The 16,765-nt window shown below is 57.1% G+C and carries 21 protein-coding genes; 17 read left to right on the top strand and 4 right to left on the bottom strand.

Annotation, left to right across the window (positions count from 1 at the left end; all coding sequences use genetic code 11):
• The first annotated feature begins 244 nt into the window (after positions 1-244).
• From galP to ruvX, 7 genes are all read left to right on the top strand, one after another.
• Positions 245-1,642: a galactose/proton symporter gene (galP, locus tag ACMWKK_RS18555; protein WP_112780570.1), complete on the top strand. Its 1,398-nt coding sequence runs from the start codon at positions 245-247 to the stop codon at positions 1,640-1,642.
• A 58-nt stretch (positions 1,643-1,700) separates the two neighbouring features.
• The gene (locus ACMWKK_RS18550) at positions 1,701-2,198 is read left to right on the top strand and encodes a SprT family zinc-dependent metalloprotease (protein ID WP_112780571.1); all 498 of its coding nucleotides are present in this window, start codon (positions 1,701-1,703) and stop codon (positions 2,196-2,198) included.
• A 94-nt stretch (positions 2,199-2,292) separates the two neighbouring features.
• Positions 2,293-3,000, top strand: coding sequence for a deoxyribonuclease I (gene endA / locus ACMWKK_RS18545; RefSeq protein WP_112780572.1), 708 nt, complete (start codon positions 2,293-2,295; stop codon positions 2,998-3,000).
• A 51-nt stretch (positions 3,001-3,051) separates the two neighbouring features.
• Entirely contained in the window at positions 3,052-3,783 is a 732-nt protein-coding gene (gene rsmE / locus ACMWKK_RS18540) for a 16S rRNA (uracil(1498)-N(3))-methyltransferase (protein WP_112780573.1), read from the top strand.
• A 19-nt stretch (positions 3,784-3,802) separates the two neighbouring features.
• Complete coding sequence (gshB, locus tag ACMWKK_RS18535; protein WP_045329321.1) at positions 3,803-4,750, top strand: glutathione synthase; 948 nt, start codon at positions 3,803-3,805, stop codon at positions 4,748-4,750.
• Positions 4,751-4,839: 89 nt separating this feature from the next.
• Positions 4,840-5,400, top strand: a complete 561-nt coding sequence (locus ACMWKK_RS18530) for a YqgE/AlgH family protein (protein ID WP_045329285.1) — start codon at positions 4,840-4,842, stop codon at positions 5,398-5,400.
• Positions 5,400-5,816, top strand: a complete 417-nt coding sequence (gene ruvX / locus ACMWKK_RS18525; RefSeq protein ID WP_021242076.1) for a Holliday junction resolvase RuvX — start codon at positions 5,400-5,402, stop codon at positions 5,814-5,816. Before ACMWKK_RS18530 ends, ruvX begins: the two co-directional genes overlap by 1 nt.
• A gap of 10 nt (positions 5,817-5,826) precedes the next feature.
• Here the strand turns inward: ruvX and ACMWKK_RS18520 are convergent, their stop codons facing one another.
• Positions 5,827-6,807, bottom strand: coding sequence for a type IV pilus twitching motility protein PilT (locus ACMWKK_RS18520; RefSeq protein ID WP_112780574.1), 981 nt, complete (start codon positions 6,805-6,807; stop codon positions 5,827-5,829).
• A gap of 17 nt (positions 6,808-6,824) precedes the next feature.
• Here ACMWKK_RS18520 and ACMWKK_RS18515 point away from each other — a divergent pair, with 17 nt between their 5' ends.
• The 6 genes from ACMWKK_RS18515 (at position 6,825) to ACMWKK_RS18490 (ending at position 10,541) form a co-directional block, all read left to right on the top strand.
• Positions 6,825-7,526 carry a YggS family pyridoxal phosphate-dependent enzyme gene (locus ACMWKK_RS18515; protein ID WP_045329287.1) on the top strand — a complete coding sequence of 234 codons (702 nt, stop codon included), beginning with the start codon at positions 6,825-6,827 and terminating at the stop codon, positions 7,524-7,526.
• Positions 7,527-7,547: 21 nt separating this feature from the next.
• Entirely contained in the window at positions 7,548-8,114 is a 567-nt protein-coding gene (locus tag ACMWKK_RS18510) for a YggT family protein (protein WP_045329288.1), read from the top strand.
• A complete protein-coding gene (gene yggU, locus ACMWKK_RS18505; protein WP_032643337.1) occupies positions 8,111-8,407 on the top strand; it encodes a DUF167 family protein YggU in 297 nt (98 codons plus the stop codon). Before ACMWKK_RS18510 ends, yggU begins: the two co-directional genes overlap by 4 nt.
• Before the next feature lie 3 nt (positions 8,408-8,410).
• Positions 8,411-9,004, top strand: a complete 594-nt coding sequence (locus ACMWKK_RS18500) for an XTP/dITP diphosphatase (protein WP_112780575.1) — start codon at positions 8,411-8,413, stop codon at positions 9,002-9,004.
• On the top strand, positions 8,997-10,139 hold the full coding sequence (gene hemW / locus ACMWKK_RS18495) for a radical SAM family heme chaperone HemW (protein ID WP_112780576.1): 1,143 nt from the start codon (positions 8,997-8,999) through the stop codon (positions 10,137-10,139). Before ACMWKK_RS18500 ends, hemW begins: the two co-directional genes overlap by 8 nt.
• A gap of 63 nt (positions 10,140-10,202) precedes the next feature.
• The gene (locus ACMWKK_RS18490) at positions 10,203-10,541 is read left to right on the top strand and encodes an endonuclease domain-containing protein (protein WP_112780580.1); all 339 of its coding nucleotides are present in this window, start codon (positions 10,203-10,205) and stop codon (positions 10,539-10,541) included.
• A gap of 82 nt (positions 10,542-10,623) precedes the next feature.
• Here ACMWKK_RS18490 and ACMWKK_RS18485 read toward each other — a convergent pair whose 3' ends face one another.
• The 3 genes from ACMWKK_RS18485 to trmB are packed head-to-tail and all read right to left on the bottom strand — an operon-like array spanning position 10,624 to position 12,442.
• Positions 10,624-11,340 carry a DUF2884 domain-containing protein gene (locus tag ACMWKK_RS18485; RefSeq protein ID WP_112780577.1) on the bottom strand — a complete coding sequence of 239 codons (717 nt, stop codon included), beginning with the start codon at positions 11,338-11,340 and terminating at the stop codon, positions 10,624-10,626.
• A 56-nt stretch (positions 11,341-11,396) separates the two neighbouring features.
• A complete protein-coding gene (locus tag ACMWKK_RS18480; RefSeq protein WP_045329295.1) occupies positions 11,397-11,723 on the bottom strand; it encodes a YggL family protein in 327 nt (108 codons plus the stop codon).
• Complete coding sequence (trmB, locus tag ACMWKK_RS18475; protein ID WP_045329297.1) at positions 11,723-12,442, bottom strand: tRNA (guanosine(46)-N7)-methyltransferase TrmB; 720 nt, start codon at positions 12,440-12,442, stop codon at positions 11,723-11,725. The genes ACMWKK_RS18480 and trmB overlap by 1 nt, the downstream gene beginning before the upstream one ends.
• 144 nt (positions 12,443-12,586) lie before the next feature.
• Between trmB and mutY the strand changes: the two genes are divergently transcribed.
• From mutY to ACMWKK_RS18455, 4 genes are all read left to right on the top strand, one after another.
• Entirely contained in the window at positions 12,587-13,639 is a 1,053-nt protein-coding gene (gene mutY, locus ACMWKK_RS18470; protein ID WP_181663652.1) for an A/G-specific adenine glycosylase, read from the top strand.
• Positions 13,640-13,665: 26 nt separating this feature from the next.
• Complete coding sequence (locus tag ACMWKK_RS18465; RefSeq protein ID WP_023309138.1) at positions 13,666-13,938, top strand: oxidative damage protection protein; 273 nt, start codon at positions 13,666-13,668, stop codon at positions 13,936-13,938.
• A gap of 124 nt (positions 13,939-14,062) precedes the next feature.
• A complete protein-coding gene (gene mltC / locus ACMWKK_RS18460) occupies positions 14,063-15,139 on the top strand; it encodes a membrane-bound lytic murein transglycosylase MltC (protein ID WP_045329300.1) in 1,077 nt (358 codons plus the stop codon).
• 225 nt (positions 15,140-15,364) lie between these two features.
• A complete protein-coding gene (locus ACMWKK_RS18455; protein WP_023618641.1) occupies positions 15,365-16,621 on the top strand; it encodes a nucleoside permease in 1,257 nt (418 codons plus the stop codon).
• Positions 16,622-16,765: the final 144 nt, after the last annotated feature.

Here is a 16,765-nt window from a genome sequence, read left to right as displayed (position 1 = left end):
CAGAATAATCTCTTTGCGTGATGCCATTTCTTATGCTGTTACATTCCCTTTCAGTTAAGTCTGAAATGTGTCCTTTCGCGATGCGCATCACCTCATTTACCTCTATATTTTCAAAGCTTTAATTTTATTTACGGTTGCACACGAGTGTAACCGATTACACCTATGTGATTAATCTCACATATTTTTACGGGTCACTCACCTACCCTTAACATCAATAAAACTGATAACCCAACTGGAGGGCATAATGCCTGACAATAAAAAACAGGGGCGTACGTCCAACAAGGCGATGACATTCTTCGTCTGTTTCCTCGCCGCCCTGGCAGGATTGCTTTTTGGCCTGGATATCGGCGTGATTGCCGGTGCGTTACCTTTCATCACTGACGAATTCAAGATCAGCGCTCACACCCAGGAGTGGGTAGTCAGCTCGATGATGTTCGGCGCTGCCGTCGGGGCCGTCGGCAGCGGCTGGCTCTCCTTCAAGCTCGGACGTAAAAAGAGCCTGATGATCGGCGCGATCCTGTTCGTTGCCGGTTCACTCTTCTCTGCCGCAGCGCCTAACGTTGAGGTTCTGCTGGTTTCTCGCGTGCTGCTCGGCCTGGCCGTGGGCGTGGCGTCCTATACTGCCCCGCTTTACCTGTCCGAAATCGCGCCAGAGAAAATTCGCGGCAGCATGATTTCCATGTACCAGCTGATGATCACCATCGGTATTTTGGGCGCGTACCTTTCCGACACCGCGTTCAGCTACAGCGGCGCATGGCGCTGGATGCTTGGCGTGATCATCATTCCGGCTATTCTGCTGCTGATTGGCGTCTTCTTCCTGCCGGACAGCCCGCGCTGGTTTGCCGCCAAACGCCGATTCCACGATGCCGAGCGCGTCCTGATGCGCCTGCGCGACACCAGCGCGGAAGCGAAAAACGAGCTGGAAGAGATCCGCGAAAGCCTGAAGGTGAAGCAGTCCGGCTGGGCGCTGTTTAAAGAGAACAGCAACTTCCGCCGCGCGGTGTTCCTCGGCGTGCTGCTTCAGGTGATGCAGCAGTTCACCGGGATGAACGTCATCATGTACTACGCGCCGAAAATCTTTGAGCTGGCGGGCTATACCAACACCACCGAGCAGATGTGGGGCACCGTTATCGTCGGCCTGACCAACGTGCTGGCGACCTTTATTGCCATCGGCCTGGTGGACCGCTGGGGACGCAAGCCTACCCTGACGCTGGGCTTCCTGGTGATGGCGGCCGGTATGGGCGTGCTCGGTACCATGATGCATGTGGGCATTCACTCACCAACCGCCCAGTACTTTGCCGTTGGCATGCTGCTGATGTTTATCGTCGGGTTTGCAATGAGCGCCGGTCCGCTGATTTGGGTACTGTGCTCTGAGATCCAGCCGCTGAAGGGGCGTGATTTTGGTATCACCTGCTCTACCGCAACCAACTGGATTGCCAACATGATCGTCGGCGCAACGTTCCTGACCATGCTCAACACCCTGGGCAACGCGAACACCTTCTGGGTCTACGCCGGTCTGAACATCTTCTTTATTGTGCTGACCATCTGGCTGGTTCCAGAAACCAAGCACGTTTCGCTGGAACATATTGAACGTAACCTGATGAAAGGTCGTCCGCTGCGCGAAATCGGCGCCCACGACTGATCCTCACGCGGGAGGCGCCGCTTGCGCCTCCCCGCTTCGCGCTTTATGCTCTGCCCCTATGAAAGCACCCCGTCTCCCCATCGCCATTCAGCAGGCCGTTATGCGCAGCCTGCGGGAAAAGCTCGCCCAGGCGAACCTGAAGCTCGGCCGCAGCTACCCTGAACCTAAGGTTGTTTATCAACAGCGCGGCACCGCGGCGGGCACCGCCTGGCTGGAATCGTATGAGATCCGCCTGAACCCGGTGCTGATGATGGAAAACCAGCAGGCGTTTATTGAGGAAGTGGTGCCGCACGAGCTGGCCCATCTGCTGGTGTGGAAACACTTCGGACGCGTCGCCCCCCACGGAAAAGAGTGGAAGTGGATGATGGAAGCGGTGCTCGGCGTACCGGCACGCCGGACCCATCAGTTTGAGCTGGAATCGGTGCGCCGCAATACCTTCCCCTATCGCTGCCAGTGTCAGCAGCACCAGCTTACCGTCCGCCGCCATAATCGCGTGGTGCGCGGCGAGGCCACTTACCGCTGCGTCAAATGCGGCGAGCCGCTGGTGGCGGAATAATCATCTGAACTTTCAGGAACTTTCCTGATCTGACTGATTGCATACAGGAACAACATTCGTTACGTTGCGGGCTCGTTTTGACACGGAGTGTAAGATGTCCCGTAATATTTCTCTCGCGGTCGCCTTTCTGACGACGGCGCTTTCCGGCCACGCGCTGGCCGACGGTATCAACAGTTTTTCCCAGGCCAAGGCGGCAGGCGTGAAGGTGAACGCCGACGTGCCGGGCGATTTCTACTGCGGCTGTAAAATTAACTGGCAGGGTAAAAAAGGGGTCGTCGACCTTGAGTCCTGCGGCTATAAGGTGCGTAAAAACGAAAACCGCGCCAACCGCATCGAATGGGAGCATGTCGTTCCGGCATGGCAGTTCGGCCACCAGCGCCAGTGCTGGCAGGATGGTGGACGTAAAAACTGCGCCAAAGATCCGGTTTATCGCCAGATGGAAAGCGATATGCACAACCTGCAGCCCGCCGTGGGTGAAGTGAACGGCGACCGGGGTAATTTCATGTACGGCCAGTGGAACGGTGGCGAAGGCCAGTACGGCCAGTGCGGCATGAAGGTAGATTTCAAAGAAAAAGTGGCCGAGCCCCCTGCCCGCGCGCGCGGCAGTATCGCCCGCACCTATTTCTACATGCGCGACCGCTACGACCTCAGCCTCTCCCGCCAGCAGACGCAGCTGTTCAACGCCTGGGACAAGCAGTACCCGGTGACGGAGTGGGAATGCCAGCGCGACGAACGTATCGCCAGGGTCCAGGGGAATCACAACCCTTACGTCCAGCGGGCTTGCCAGGCGCAAAAGAGCTAACCTACACTACGGCAATTCGCTTATCTCGCATGACACATGGAATTTCTGACTATGCGCATTCCCCGCATTTACCATCCTGAACCGATTACCGCAGGCCGCGAAATCGCCCTGTCTGATGACGCCGCTAACCACGTTGGCCGCGTGCTGCGCATGGGGGCCGGTCAGGCCATACTGCTGTTCGACGGCTCGAACCAGGTTTTTGACGCGGAAATCACGCGGTCTGATAAAAAAAGCGTCCACGTTAACGTCCTGCGTGGTGAAGTAGATGACCGGGAATCACCGCTGCATATTCATCTGGGCCAGGTCATGTCGCGCGGGGAAAAGATGGAGTTCACGATCCAGAAATCCATTGAACTGGGTGTAAGCCTCATTACGCCACTTTTTTCTGAACGCTGTGGCGTTAAACTGGATGCGGAACGTCTGAACAAAAAGATCCAGCAGTGGCAAAAAATTGCCATTGCGGCGTGCGAGCAGAGCGGCCGCAACCGTATTCCGGAGATCCGCCCGGCGATGGATCTGGAGGACTGGTGCGCAGAAGAGGACAGTGGGCTGAAGCTCAACCTTCATCCGCGCGCCAGCGCCAGCATCAATACGCTGCCGCTGCCCGTTGAGCGCGTACGCCTGCTGATTGGCCCCGAAGGCGGCCTGTCGGCGGATGAAATTGCAATGACGGCACGTTACCAGTTTACTGATATTCTTTTGGGACCTCGCGTTCTGCGCACTGAGACAACGGCACTCACGGCCATTACCGCGCTACAGGTACGGTTTGGCGATCTGGGTTGAAGCATTAACGGAGAAGAACATGATCAAGCTCGGCATCGTGATGGACCCCATCGCAAACATTAACATCAAGAAAGATTCCAGCTTCGCCATGCTGCTGGAAGCGCAGCGTCGCGGCTATGAACTCCACTATATGGAGATGAACGATCTTTACCTGATCAACGGTGAAGCCCGCGCGCGCACCCGTATCGTTAACGTCGAGCAGAACTACGACAAATGGTACGAATTCGGCACCGAGCAGGACATTGCGCTTGCCGATCTCAACGTCATCCTGATGCGTAAAGATCCGCCGTTCGACACCGAATACATCTACTGCACCTATATTCTTGAACGTGCCGAAGAGAAAGGCACGCTGATCGTCAACAAGCCGCAGAGCCTGCGCGACTGCAACGAGAAGCTCTACACCGCCTGGTTCTCTGACCTGACGCCGGAAACGCTGGTGACCCGCAGCAAAGCGCAGCTGAAAGAATTCTGGCAGAAGCACGGCGACATCATCATGAAGCCGCTGGACGGCATGGGCGGCGCGTCGATTTTCCGCGTGAAGGAAGGCGACCCGAACATTGGCGTGATTGCCGAAACGCTGACCGAGTTGGGCACCCGTTACTGCATGGCGCAGAACTATATTCCGGCGATCAAAGACGGCGACAAACGCGTTCTGGTGGTGGATGGCGAACCGGTCCCTTACTGCCTGGCGCGTATCCCGCAGGGTGGCGAGACCCGTGGTAACCTGGCGGCCGGTGGCCGCGGCGAGCCTCGTCCGCTGACCGAAAGCGACTGGGAAATTGCCCGCCGCGTTGGCCCGACGCTGAAAGCCAAAGGCCTGATCTTCGTCGGTCTGGACATCATCGGCGATCGTCTGACCGAAGTGAACGTCACCAGCCCAACCTGCATTCGCGAAATTGAAGCGGAATTCCCGATCTCGATCACCGGAATGCTGATGGACGCTATCGAAAAACGTTTACAGAAATAACCTTACAATACTCTATTAGTGACAGCGCCTGAGTTTGTCCCCATACTGGGCGATGTCGCTTTTTAAACCAGGAAACAGTACCTCTGACAATGAATTTACAGCATCACTTTCTTATTGCCATGCCTGCTCTCCAGGACCCGATTTTTCGCCGCGCCGTGGTTTATATCTGTGAATACAACGAAGACGGCGCGATGGGCATTATCATCAATAAACCGCTCGAAAATCTTCAGGTTGAAGGCATTCTGGACAAGCTGAAAATCCCGGCGGACGCGCGACTGCCGGAAATCCGGCTCGATAAACCCGTGATGCTGGGTGGACCTCTTGCAGAAGATCGCGGCTTTATCCTGCATACGCCGCCGGTGTTCTCTTCCAGCATTCGCATTTCGGACAACACCGTCATCACCACCTCGCGCGACGTGCTCGAAACGCTGGGCACCGCAGAACAGCCTTCTGAAGTGCTGGTGGCGCTGGGCTATTCGTCGTGGGAGAAAGGCCAGCTTGAGCAAGAGATCCTCGATAACGCCTGGCTGACCGCGCCTGCGGACATGAATATCCTGTTTAAAACCCCTATTGCCGATCGCTGGCGTGACGCGGCGAAGCTGATTGGCATTGATATCCTGACCATGCCTGGCGTAGCGGGGCACGCCTGATGAGCGGAACGCTTCTGGCCTTTGATTTTGGCACCAAAAGCATTGGCGTCGCCGTGGGGCAGCGCATCACCGGTACCGCGCGCCCGCTTACGGCCCTCAAGGCCAACGACGGTACGCCGGACTGGAACCTTATCGAACGTCTGCTCAAAGAGTGGCAGCCGGATGACGTGATTGTCGGGTTACCGCTCAACATGGACGGCACGGAACAGCCGCTGACCGCCCGGGCGCGTAAGTTCGCCAATAAAATCCATGGCCGCTTTGGCGTCTCCGTGAAGCTGCACGACGAGCGTCTCAGCACCGTCGAAGCGCGTGCGGGTCTGTTCGAGCACGGTGGATTCCGGGCGCTCAACAAAGGCAGCGTGGACTCCGCTTCTGCCGTCATCATCCTCGAAAGCTATTTCGAGCAGGGCTTCTAAGCACAGGGGCCTACAGCCGGCCCTGCGCCCGCCTCTCCGCCAGGCTCTGGTCAAAATTCTGCATTCCCGCCTGCTGACCGGTTTGAATAATGCCGGGCAGCTGCCACGTTTTTCCTTCACGAATAAGATTCGCCGCCGCGGCGGTGTTCACCAGCAGTTCATACAGCGCGACGCGCCCGCCCTGGAGATCGGGAAGCAGCCTCTGCGCCAGCACCGCCCGCAGGCTGCCGGCCAGCTGGTTACGCACCGGGTCTTTCTCCTGCGCCGGAAACGTATCCACCAGCCGCTCAATCGCCTGCGATGCCCCGCGCGTGTGTAGCGTCGCCAGCACCAGATGCCCGGTTTCCGCCGCCGTGAGCGCCAGGCGGATCGTTTCGCTGTCGCGCAGCTCCCCAAGCAGAATCACGTCCGGATCCTCGCGCAACGCACTGCGCAGCGCGTCGGCAAATGACGGGCTGTGCTGACCTATCTCCCGCTGCTGGATCAGGCAACGTTCGCTCTGGTAGATAAACTCCACCGGATCCTCAAGCGTGAGGATATGCCCGTCAGTATGGTGGTTGAGAAAATCGACCATCGCCGCCAGCGTCGTGGACTTGCCGCTGCCGGTCGCCCCCGTGACCAGAATCATCCCGGCGTCACTGGACAACAGTTCCGGGATTGCCCGCGGTGCCCCCAGCGAAGCGAGCTGCGGGCAGGTACGCGGCAACAGCCGCAGCGTCACAGAAACGCCGCGCATCTGCTTAAAGGCGCTGCCGCGCAGGCGCTGGCCTCCCGCCACCGTCACGGCAAAATCCACCTGCCCATTTGCCCACCATATCCCCTGCTGCTCATCGTTGAGCCACGTCTTTAATAATGCCCCCACGTCAGGAGGCGGAAAGGGAGCGGGCTCAAGCCGGCCCGTTCTTCGCCAGCGCGGTGGCGAATCACTGCACAGGTGTAGATCGGAGACGTTATGCTTTACACTAAGGGCCACAATTTCTTCCACATCCATAGACTACTCCTCGGAAAATGAACGACATTGCGCATAACCTGGCACAGGTCCGGGACAAAATCTCAGCCGCCGCAACGCGTTGCGGGCGGGCTTCAGAAGAAATTACGCTGCTTGCAGTCAGTAAAACCAAGCCTGCGAGCGCCATCGCAGAAGCCATTAATGCAGGCCAGCGGGCGTTTGGTGAAAATTACGTTCAGGAAGGCGTGGATAAAATTCGCCACTTCCAGGAACAGGGGAATACGAATCTGCAGTGGCACTTTATTGGCCCCCTGCAGTCGAACAAAAGCCGTCTGGTGGCAGAGCACTTCGACTGGTGCCACACCATTGACCGTCTGCGTATTGCTACCCGTCTGAATGACCAGCGTCCGGCAGAGATGCCTGCGCTTAACGTGCTGATTCAGGTCAACATCAGCGACGAGAACAGCAAGTCCGGCATTGCGCTGAGCGAGCTGGACGCGCTTGCCGCAGAGGTGGCCGAACTGCCGCGCTTAACCCTGCGCGGGCTGATGGCCATTCCGGCCCCTGAGTCAAGTTATGAAAGGCAGTTTGCCGTGGCACAGCAAATGGCTGTAGCATTTGAGGCGCTTAAAGCGCGCTATGAAACGGTAGACACGCTTTCTCTGGGCATGTCGGATGATATGGAAGCCGCCATCGCGGCAGGCAGCACTATGGTGCGCATCGGCACGGCTATTTTCGGTGCGCGCGACTACTCAAAATAATAAGGAAACCTGAGGAACGCCATGAAGACGTTGACTTTCCTGCTCTCAACTGTGCTTGAGCTGTATACGATGGCGCTTTTGCTGCGCGTCTGGATGCAGTGGGCCCGCTGTGACTTTTACAACCCGTTCTCGCAGTTTGTCGTGAAAATCACGCAGCCCGTTGTCGGGCCGCTGCGCCGCATTATCCCGGCCATGGGCCCCATTGACAGTTCGTCTCTGCTGGTGGCATTTATTCTCAGCGTGATCAAAGCCATCGTGCTGTTTATGGTCATCACCTTCCAGCCGATTATCTGGATTGCTGCCGTCCTGATTCTGATCAAAACCGTCGGCCTGCTGATTTTCTGGGTGCTGCTGGTCATGGCGATCATGAGCTGGGTGAGCCAGGGGCGTAGCCCGGTGGAGTACGCCCTGATTCAGCTGGCCGAGCCGCTGCTGCGTCCGATCCGTAATCTGCTTCCGTCCATGGGCGGCATCGATTTTTCGCCGATGATCCTGGTTCTGCTGCTCTATGTGATCAACATGGGGATCGCTGAACTGTTACAGTCTACGGGCAACATGCTGCTGCCGGGGCTGTGGATGGCGCTATGAGTGCAGTAAGCACCTGCGCTGACGGGCTGGTTTTGCGGCTGTATATTCAGCCGAAAGCCAGCCGCGACAGTATTGTTGGGCTGCATGGCGACGAGTTAAAGGTCGCCATCACCGCCCCGCCGGTTGACGGCCAGGCGAACGCGCATCTGACCAAATATCTGGCAAAACAGTTTCGCGTCGCCAAAAGCCAGGTCATCATTGAAAAAGGTGAACTTGGGCGACATAAACAGGTAAAAATCCTCAATCCGCAAGCTATCCCGACGGAAGTCGCGGCTCTGAAAGAACAGGACTAAACCATGCAGAAAGTTGTTCTCGCGACCGGCAACGCCGGTAAAGTGCGCGAGCTGGCCTCGCTATTAAATGATTTTGGGCTGGATGTGGTCGCTCAGACCGATCTTGGCGTGGAGTCCGCCGAGGAGACGGGGCTGACGTTTATCGAAAACGCGATCCTGAAAGCGCGCCACGCGGCGCAGATTACCGGCCTGCCCGCCATTGCCGATGACTCTGGCCTGGCGGTGGATTTTCTCGGCGGTGCGCCGGGGATTTACTCTGCGCGCTATTCCGGCGTTGACGCCACCGACCAGCAGAATCTGGAAAAGCTGCTTGTCGCCCTGAAGGACGTGCCTGACGATCAGCGCACCGCGCAGTTCCACTGCGTGCTGGTCTATCTGCGTCATGCGGAAGACCCGACCCCTATCGTCTGCCACGGCAGCTGGCCGGGCATGATTACCCGTGAAGCGGCCGGCAACGGCGGCTTTGGCTACGACCCGATTTTCTTTGTCCCGACCGAGGACAAAACCGCCGCGGAACTGACCCGCGAAGAGAAAAGCGCGATTTCCCACCGTGGACGCGCGCTGAAACTGTTACTGGAAGCACTGCGTAATGGCTAATTTGCCGCCTCTGAGTCTGTATATTCACATCCCGTGGTGCGTGCAGAAGTGCCCGTACTGCGATTTCAACTCGCACGCGCTGAAGGGCGAAGTGCCGCACGATGACTACGTTGCGCATCTGCTGGCCGACCTGGACGCCGATGTACCTTACGCACAGGGACGTGAAGTTAAGACCATTTTCATTGGTGGCGGTACGCCGAGCCTGCTGTCAGGCCCGGCGATGCAAACGCTGCTGGACGGCGTGCGCGCGCGCCTGAACCTGGCGGCGGATGCGGAGATTACGATGGAGGCTAACCCCGGCACCGTTGAGGCCGACCGTTTTGTCGACTATCAGCGCGCGGGCGTGAACCGTATCTCTATCGGCGTGCAGAGCTTTAGCGAGCCGAAGCTAAAGCGCCTGGGGCGCATTCACGGCCCGGAAGAGGCAAAGCGCGCGGCACACCTGGCGACGGGGCTTAATCTTCGCAGCTTTAACCTCGATCTGATGCACGGCCTGCCGGACCAGTCGCTCGAAGAGGCGCTGGACGATCTGCGCCAGGCAATTGAACTGAACCCGCCGCACCTGTCGTGGTATCAGCTCACCATCGAGCCCAACACCCTGTTTGGCTCGCGCCCGCCGGTGCTGCCGGACGACGACGCGCTGTGGGATATCTTCGAGCAGGGCCATAGGCTTTTGACCGCCGCAGGTTACCAGCAGTACGAGACGTCCGCCTATGCGAAGCCGGGCTACCAGTGCCAGCACAACCTGAACTACTGGCGCTTCGGCGACTATCTGGGGATTGGCTGCGGCGCGCACGGCAAGGTGACCTTCCCGGACGGGCGCATTCTGCGCACCGCCAAAACCCGTCACCCGCGCGGGTATATGGAAGGCCGCTACCTGGAGCGTCAGCACGACGTCGAGGCGGCGGATAAGCCGTTTGAGTTCTTTATGAACCGCTTCCGCCTGCTGGAAGCCGCGCCGCGCGCGGAGTTTACCCGTTACACCGGGCTGCCGGAGTCGGTGATTCGCCCGCAGATCGACGAGGCGCTGGCTCAGGGATATCTCACCGAGAGCGAGGAATACTGGCAGATCACCGAGCACGGCAAACTGTTTCTGAATTCCCTTCTTGAGCTGTTCCTCTCCGAAGATTCCTGAAGGCTGATTCAGGATTTTGCATCCCGTTCTGCCGGCTGAGGGAAAGGCTGGCAGAGTATGGGGATGGACAAATCAAAACAGCTTCGCAAACAAATGACGCCCGAAGAATTACGCCTCTGGTATTTACTCAGGGGACGCCGCTTCTTTGGCTATAAGTTTCGCCGCCAGATGCCGATTGGGCCGTATATCGTCGATTTTGCCTGTTTTAAGGCAAAGCTGATTATCGAGCTGGACGGTGGACAACATCAGAACAACGAAATGTATGATTCACGTCGTGCTGAATTTTTGAACGTAAATGGCTGGGAAATACTACGGTTCTGGAATAATGAATTCAGAGCTAATGAGGAAGAAGTATTGATGGCTATTCTGCAACGACTGCAATGCCTGATGCCCTCACCCTAACCCTCTCCCACAGGGAGAGGGAACGATTACACCCTCTCCCCTGGGGAGAGGCCCGGGGTGAGGGGCCCAGCGCGCAGAGATCTTACTTCAACGTCCCCACCAGCGCCTTCCGGCTATCTTCCAGCGACACCACGCGTTTACACACGTCTTTGCCGAACTGTTGGAAATCATCTTCCTGGTTCTTCCACTCGTTCTGAATGGAGGTCTGCAGGCCGCCCAGGCTGCCCAACACGCCCTGCAGCGGATTACCGCCGCCTTTCAGCACCGCCCTGGCGCCCATCTCGTTGATGCTGTCCTGCAGGATGCCGCCCATCGCCTGGTTCACCAGCTGCTGTCCGTCAGCACGCACCTGATCGATCGCCTTGTAGTGGAAGGTCAGGCCGTCGGTGCGCGTCTCGATAATGCGGTTCATCTGCTCTTTGAGCTGCTTGTCCAGCCTGGTCAGGCGGGTGCGCATGTTGCTGCTCTCACCTACCTCTTTGGTGATGATCTTATCCAGCGCGACGCGGCTCTTTTCGACGCGCGTCAGCGCGCCGTCATTAATCCATGGCAGCGCGGTACGCAAATCGGCCTGATAATCTTTCGCCTGCTCACGCTGTGCGGCGGTCAGGTTGTACTGCTTGCCGTTATAGGTGACGTTTCCTTCCGGCGTAATCACCAGATTGCCGTTCTCGCCTTTGACCTGCACGGTTTGCGGGCTCAACACCACGTCATCACGCGGGGTGACGCTACATTGATAATCCGCATGGGCGGTAAATCCGGTTGCCATCAAAGCAACAGCCAGCAACGTTTTGCGCATCTTAAACACTCCCTCAGACAAAATGGGCCAGCTAATGCTGGCCCCTTACTGCTTTATTAGTCCCACCAAACGTCGAAAAGTTCGCTGACGCGGACATCTTCGAGCTTATGGTCTTCAAGCCATTTACGCACCAGGGCCTGATGTTCTTCGGTGCATTTACCCACTTCCTGGGTGCAGATCAGACCTTCCCAGGCCAGGTAGCCGCTACCGTCGAAGGCCAGCTTGTTAGGCTCGATCACCTCGTTGATGAACGCATCCACGTCCCGATCGATCTGCTCAACGCTGGTGCCTTCCGGGAAACGCCACGCAACGGAGAAGCCCACTTCCTGGAATTCTTCGATGTGCATTTTTTTACGCAGACGACGGCTACGATTCTTTGCCATTATTTCACCCTCTCGAACATTAAGTCCCATACACCGTGACCAAGACGATGGCCACGCTGTTCAAATTTCGTTACCGGACGCGATTCCGGACGCGGTACATAGTCGTTGCTTTCCGACTGGTTTTTGTAACCGTCCAGCGACGACATCACTTCCAGCATATGTTCCGCATACGGTTCCCAGTCGGTCGCCATATGGAAGACACCGCCCAGCTTCAGCTTGCTTTTTACCAGCTCGGCAAACGGCGCCTGAACGATACGGCGTTTATTATGACGCGCTTTGTGCCACGGGTCAGGGAAAAAGAGCTGAACCATGGTTAAAGAATTGTCAGGAATCATTTTGTGCAGCACTTCCACCGCGTCGTGACACATCACGCGCAGGTTCTCAACGCCCTCTTCATGGGCCGTTGCCAGGCATGCACCCACGCCCGGGGAGTGGACTTCGATACCGAGGAAGTTCTGCTCCGGTCGCGCTTTCGCCATGGCCACCAGCGAGGTGCCCATACCGAAACCGATCTCCAGCGTGACGGGTGCGTCGCGGCCAAACAGCTCGCTAAAATCCAGAGGCTGCTCGCTGAACTCAACGCCCATCACCGGCCAGTAGCTGTCCAGCGCGTGTTGCTGCCCTTTTGTCAGGCGGCCCTGACGGCGGACAAAGCTGCGAATACGGCGCAGCGGGCGACCGTTTTCATCAAATTCCGGTGAAATGACGTCGTTTTTCATAAAAGAGTTGTCTGCTTGTGAGAATGTTCGGGAAACGGGCATTATCCAAAGTTAAGGCGTCTATGCAAGCATGGGAAAGATCCGGTTTACAGCAGATTGACGCTGTGCTGCAATCTGCGTCCCTGATTATGCGAATCGATGACCATGCAAGCCTCTCAATTTTCAGCCCAGGTGCTGGACTGGTACGACAAATACGGGCGCAAAACCCTGCCCTGGCAAATTGAAAAAACGCCGTACAAAGTATGGCTCTCCGAGGTGATGTTGCAACAAACGCAGGTCGCCACGGTGATCCCTTACTTCGAGCGTTTTATGGCGCGCTTCCCGACGGTGACCGATCTCGCCAACGCGCCGCTGGATGAGGTGCTGCACCTGTGGACCGGTCTTGGCTATTACGCCCGCGCGCGCAACCTTCACAAGGCGGCGCAGCAGGTCGCCATGCGCCACAACGGAAAATTCCCGGAAACCTTCGATGAAGTAGCAGACCTACCCGGCGTAGGACGTTCCACCGCGGGCGCCATTCTCTCCCTGTCTTTAGGCAAGCATTTCCCGATCCTCGACGGCAACGTGAAGCGCGTGCTGGCGCGCTGCTACGCCGTCGACGGCTGGCCGGGGAAGAAGGACGTTGAAAAACGCCTTTGGGAAATCAGTGAAGCGGTCACCCCGGCGAACGGCGTCGAGCGTTTTAACCAGGCGATGATGGATCTCGGCGCGATGGTCTGCACGCGTTCGAAGCCGAAATGCGAACTCTGCCCGGTGAATAATCTCTGCGTAGCGTACGCCAACCATTCGTGGGCGCAGTATCCGGGTAAGAAACCCAAACAGACGCTGCCGGAGCGCACCGGCTATATGCTGCTGATGCAGCACGGCGATGAGGTCTTCCTCGCCCAGCGTCCACCGAGCGGCCTGTGGGGTGGTCTATACTGCTTCCCACAGTTTGAAAATGAAGACCTGCTGCGTGAATGGCTTAAACAGCGCGGGATTGCTGCCGATAACCTGACGCAGCTGACCGCGTTTCGCCATACCTTCAGCCATTTCCACCTGGATATTGTGCCGATGTGGCTTCCCGTGTCCTCCTTTGCCTCGTGCATGGATGAAGGCAGCGCTCTCTGGTATAACTTAGCGCAACCGCCATCAGTCGGGCTGGCGGCTCCCGTGGAGCGCCTGTTACAGCAATTACGTGCCGGTGCAATGATTTAGCATCGACAAGAAAAAGAGGAATGAGTATGGCCAGAACGATTTTTTGTACTTTCCTGCAGCGCGACGCTGAAGGCCAGGATTTCCAGCTTTATCCGGGCGACCTGGGTAAACGCATTTATAACGAGATTTCCAAAGAGGCCTGGGGACAGTGGCAGAAAAAGCAGACCATGCTGATCAACGAGAAAAAGCTCAGCATGATGAACCCGGAACACCGCAAGCTGCTGGAGCAGGAGATGGTGAGCTTCCTGTTTGAGGGTAAAGACGTGCACATCGAAGGCTATACGCCACCGGAAAAATAGTATCGCGCCGCTGTTGCCGGGTGGCGCTTCGCTTACCCGGCCTACAAAACCGTAGGCCCGTGCAAGCGAAGCGCCGCCGGGCAACAGCAACGACTAAGCAAACACAACACGCACTCCCGGAATGATGAAAAAACTTTTAGCGCTAGCCCTTGTTGCGCCGTTGCTTGTCTCGTGTTCGTCAAAAAAAGGCGAGGATTACAACGAAGCCTGGATCAAGGACACCAACGGTTTTGACATTTTGATGGGGCAGTTTGCCCACAACATCGAGAACATATGGGGATTTAACGAAGTTCTTATTGCCGGACCGAAGGACTACGTTAAGTACACCGACGCCTATCTGACCCGTAGCCACATCAACTTTGATGAGGGTACGATCACCATTGAGACCATCGCAGGCACCGATCCTGCGGCACGACTGCGTCAGGCGATTATCAAAACCCTGCTGATGGGTGACGATCCGGGCTCAATCGATCTCTACTCCGATGCCGACGATATCACCATCTCGAAAGAGCCGTTCCTGTACGGCCAGGTCGTCGATCAGACCGGTCAGCCGATCCGCTGGGAAGGCCGCGCCACGAAGTTTGCCGACTACCTGCTGCAGACGCGTCTGAAGAGCCGCTCTAACGGCCTGAAGATTATCTACAGCGTCACCATCAACCTCGTCCCGAACCACCTCGACAAGCGTGCGCATAAGTACATTGGGATGGTGCGTCAGGCGTCACGCAAGTACGGCGTGGACGAGTCGCTGATCCTGGCGATTATGCAGACCGAATCGTCGTTCAACCCTTACGCGGTAAGCCGTTCCGACGCCCTGGGGCTGATGCAGGTTGTGCAGCACAGCGCCGGTAAAGACGTCTTCCGCGCGCAGGGGAAATCCGGCACGCCGAGCCGCAGCTATCTGTTCGACCCGCAGAGCAACATTGATACCGGTACGGCCTATCTGGCGATGCTGAACAATGTCTACCTGAGCGGTATTGATAACCCGACGTCACGTCGCTATGCGGTGATCACCGCCTATAACGGCGGCGCGGGCAGCGTGCTGCGCGTCTTCTCGAATGACAAAGTGCAGGCCGCCAACATCATCAACAGCATGGCGCCGGGGGATGTCTACTCCACCCTCACCACCCGCCACCCGTCAGCGGAATCCCGCCGGTATCTGTATAAGGTGAACACGGCGCAGAAGAACTACCGTCGCCGGTAATAATCAACACACCTTCTCCTGCAAGGAGAAGGTGTTCTGCTTCCCCTCTCCCACCCATACGAAAATGTTATTTGCATCACAATCCAAACTGCAAATTAATGTGGATTGCATTTTTTTGCGGGAGGTAACAAAACATATCGTTGGCAACTGATAGAATCGCATCAAATAACAACCCTGAATGTTCCCAAAACAACATATCTCCCGCTCACTTGTGAGGAAAGTAACATGAACCTTAAGCTGCAGCTTAAAATATTGTCGTTTCTGCAGTTCTGCCTGTGGGGTAGCTGGCTGACTACACTCGGCTCCTATATGTTTGTGACGCTCAAGTTCGACGGAGCGTCAATCGGTGCCGTATACAGCTCGCTCGGTATTGCGGCGGTCTTCATGCCAACGCTGCTGGGCATCGTGGCGGATAAATGGTTAAGCGCCAAATGGCTGTACATGCTCTGCCATCTGGTGGGCGCGGGGACGCTGTTTATGGCAGCCCAGGTGACCACGCCGGGGGCGATGTTCATGGTGATCCTGCTTAACTCGCTGGCCTATATGCCAACGCTTGGGCTGATCAACACCATCTCCTACTACCGCCTGAAATCCGCGGATATGGACATCGTGACCGATTTCCCGCCAATCCGTATCTGGGGCACCATCGGCTTTATCATGGCGATGTGGGGCGTCAGCTTCGCGGGCTTCGAACTGAGCCATATGCAGCTCTACATCGGTGCCGCGCTCTCCGTACTGCTGGCAATCTTCACCCTGACGCTGCCGACCATTCCGGTGTCTAACCAGCAGAAAAACCAGAGCTGGAGCACCATGCTTGGCCTGGACGCCTTCGCGCTGTTTAAAAACAAACGCATGGCGATCTTCTTTATCTTCTCCATGCTACTGGGCGCTGAGCTGCAGATCACCAACATGTTCGGCAACACCTTCCTGCACAGCTTCGACAACAACCCGCTGTTCTCCGGCAGCTTTATCGTTGAGCACGCGTCGGTGATGATGTCCATCTCTCAGATTTCCGAGACGCTGTTCATCCTGACCATCCCGTTCTTCCTGAGCCGCTACGGCATCAAGAACGTCATGCTGATCAGTATTGCGGCGTGGATGCTGCGCTTCGGCCTGTTCGCCTACGGCGACCCAAGCCCGTTCGGTACCGTGCTGCTGGTGCTGTCGATGATTGTGTACGGCTGCGCCTTCGACTTCTTCAACATCTCCGGTTCGGTGTTCGTGGAGAAAGAGGTGAAGCCTGAGATCCGCGCCAGCGCGCAGGGCATGTTCCTGATGATGACCAACGGCTTCGGCTGTATTCTGGGCGGCGTGGTGAGCGGTAAGGTGGTTGAGATGTACACCACCAACGGCATCACCAACTGGCAGCCGGTGTGGCTGATCTTCGCGGCGTACTCGCTGGTGCTGTTCTTCGCGTTCATCGCGCTGTTCAAGTACAAGCACGTGCGCGTGCCGAACGGTGCGCAGCCGATCGCGCACTAATCTTTGGTGTGTTGTGCCCGGTAGCGCTGCTGTATGACCGGATACATAGGTGACAGATCAGACCGGGAACATAGGTAACACTTTTAGTCTATCCGGATCACACTCTGGGTTTTTCGGTCGTAGTACGCAAGCGTTATCCCGTTA

This window comes from Enterobacter sp. 01-M-03-SI-ECC (genome assembly GCF_047530215.1).
GTDB lineage: Bacteria > Pseudomonadota > Gammaproteobacteria > Enterobacterales > Enterobacteriaceae > Enterobacter > Enterobacter chengduensis.
The sequence above is the reverse complement of the archived record's forward strand: the minus strand, read 5'-3'. Positions and strand labels throughout refer to the sequence as shown.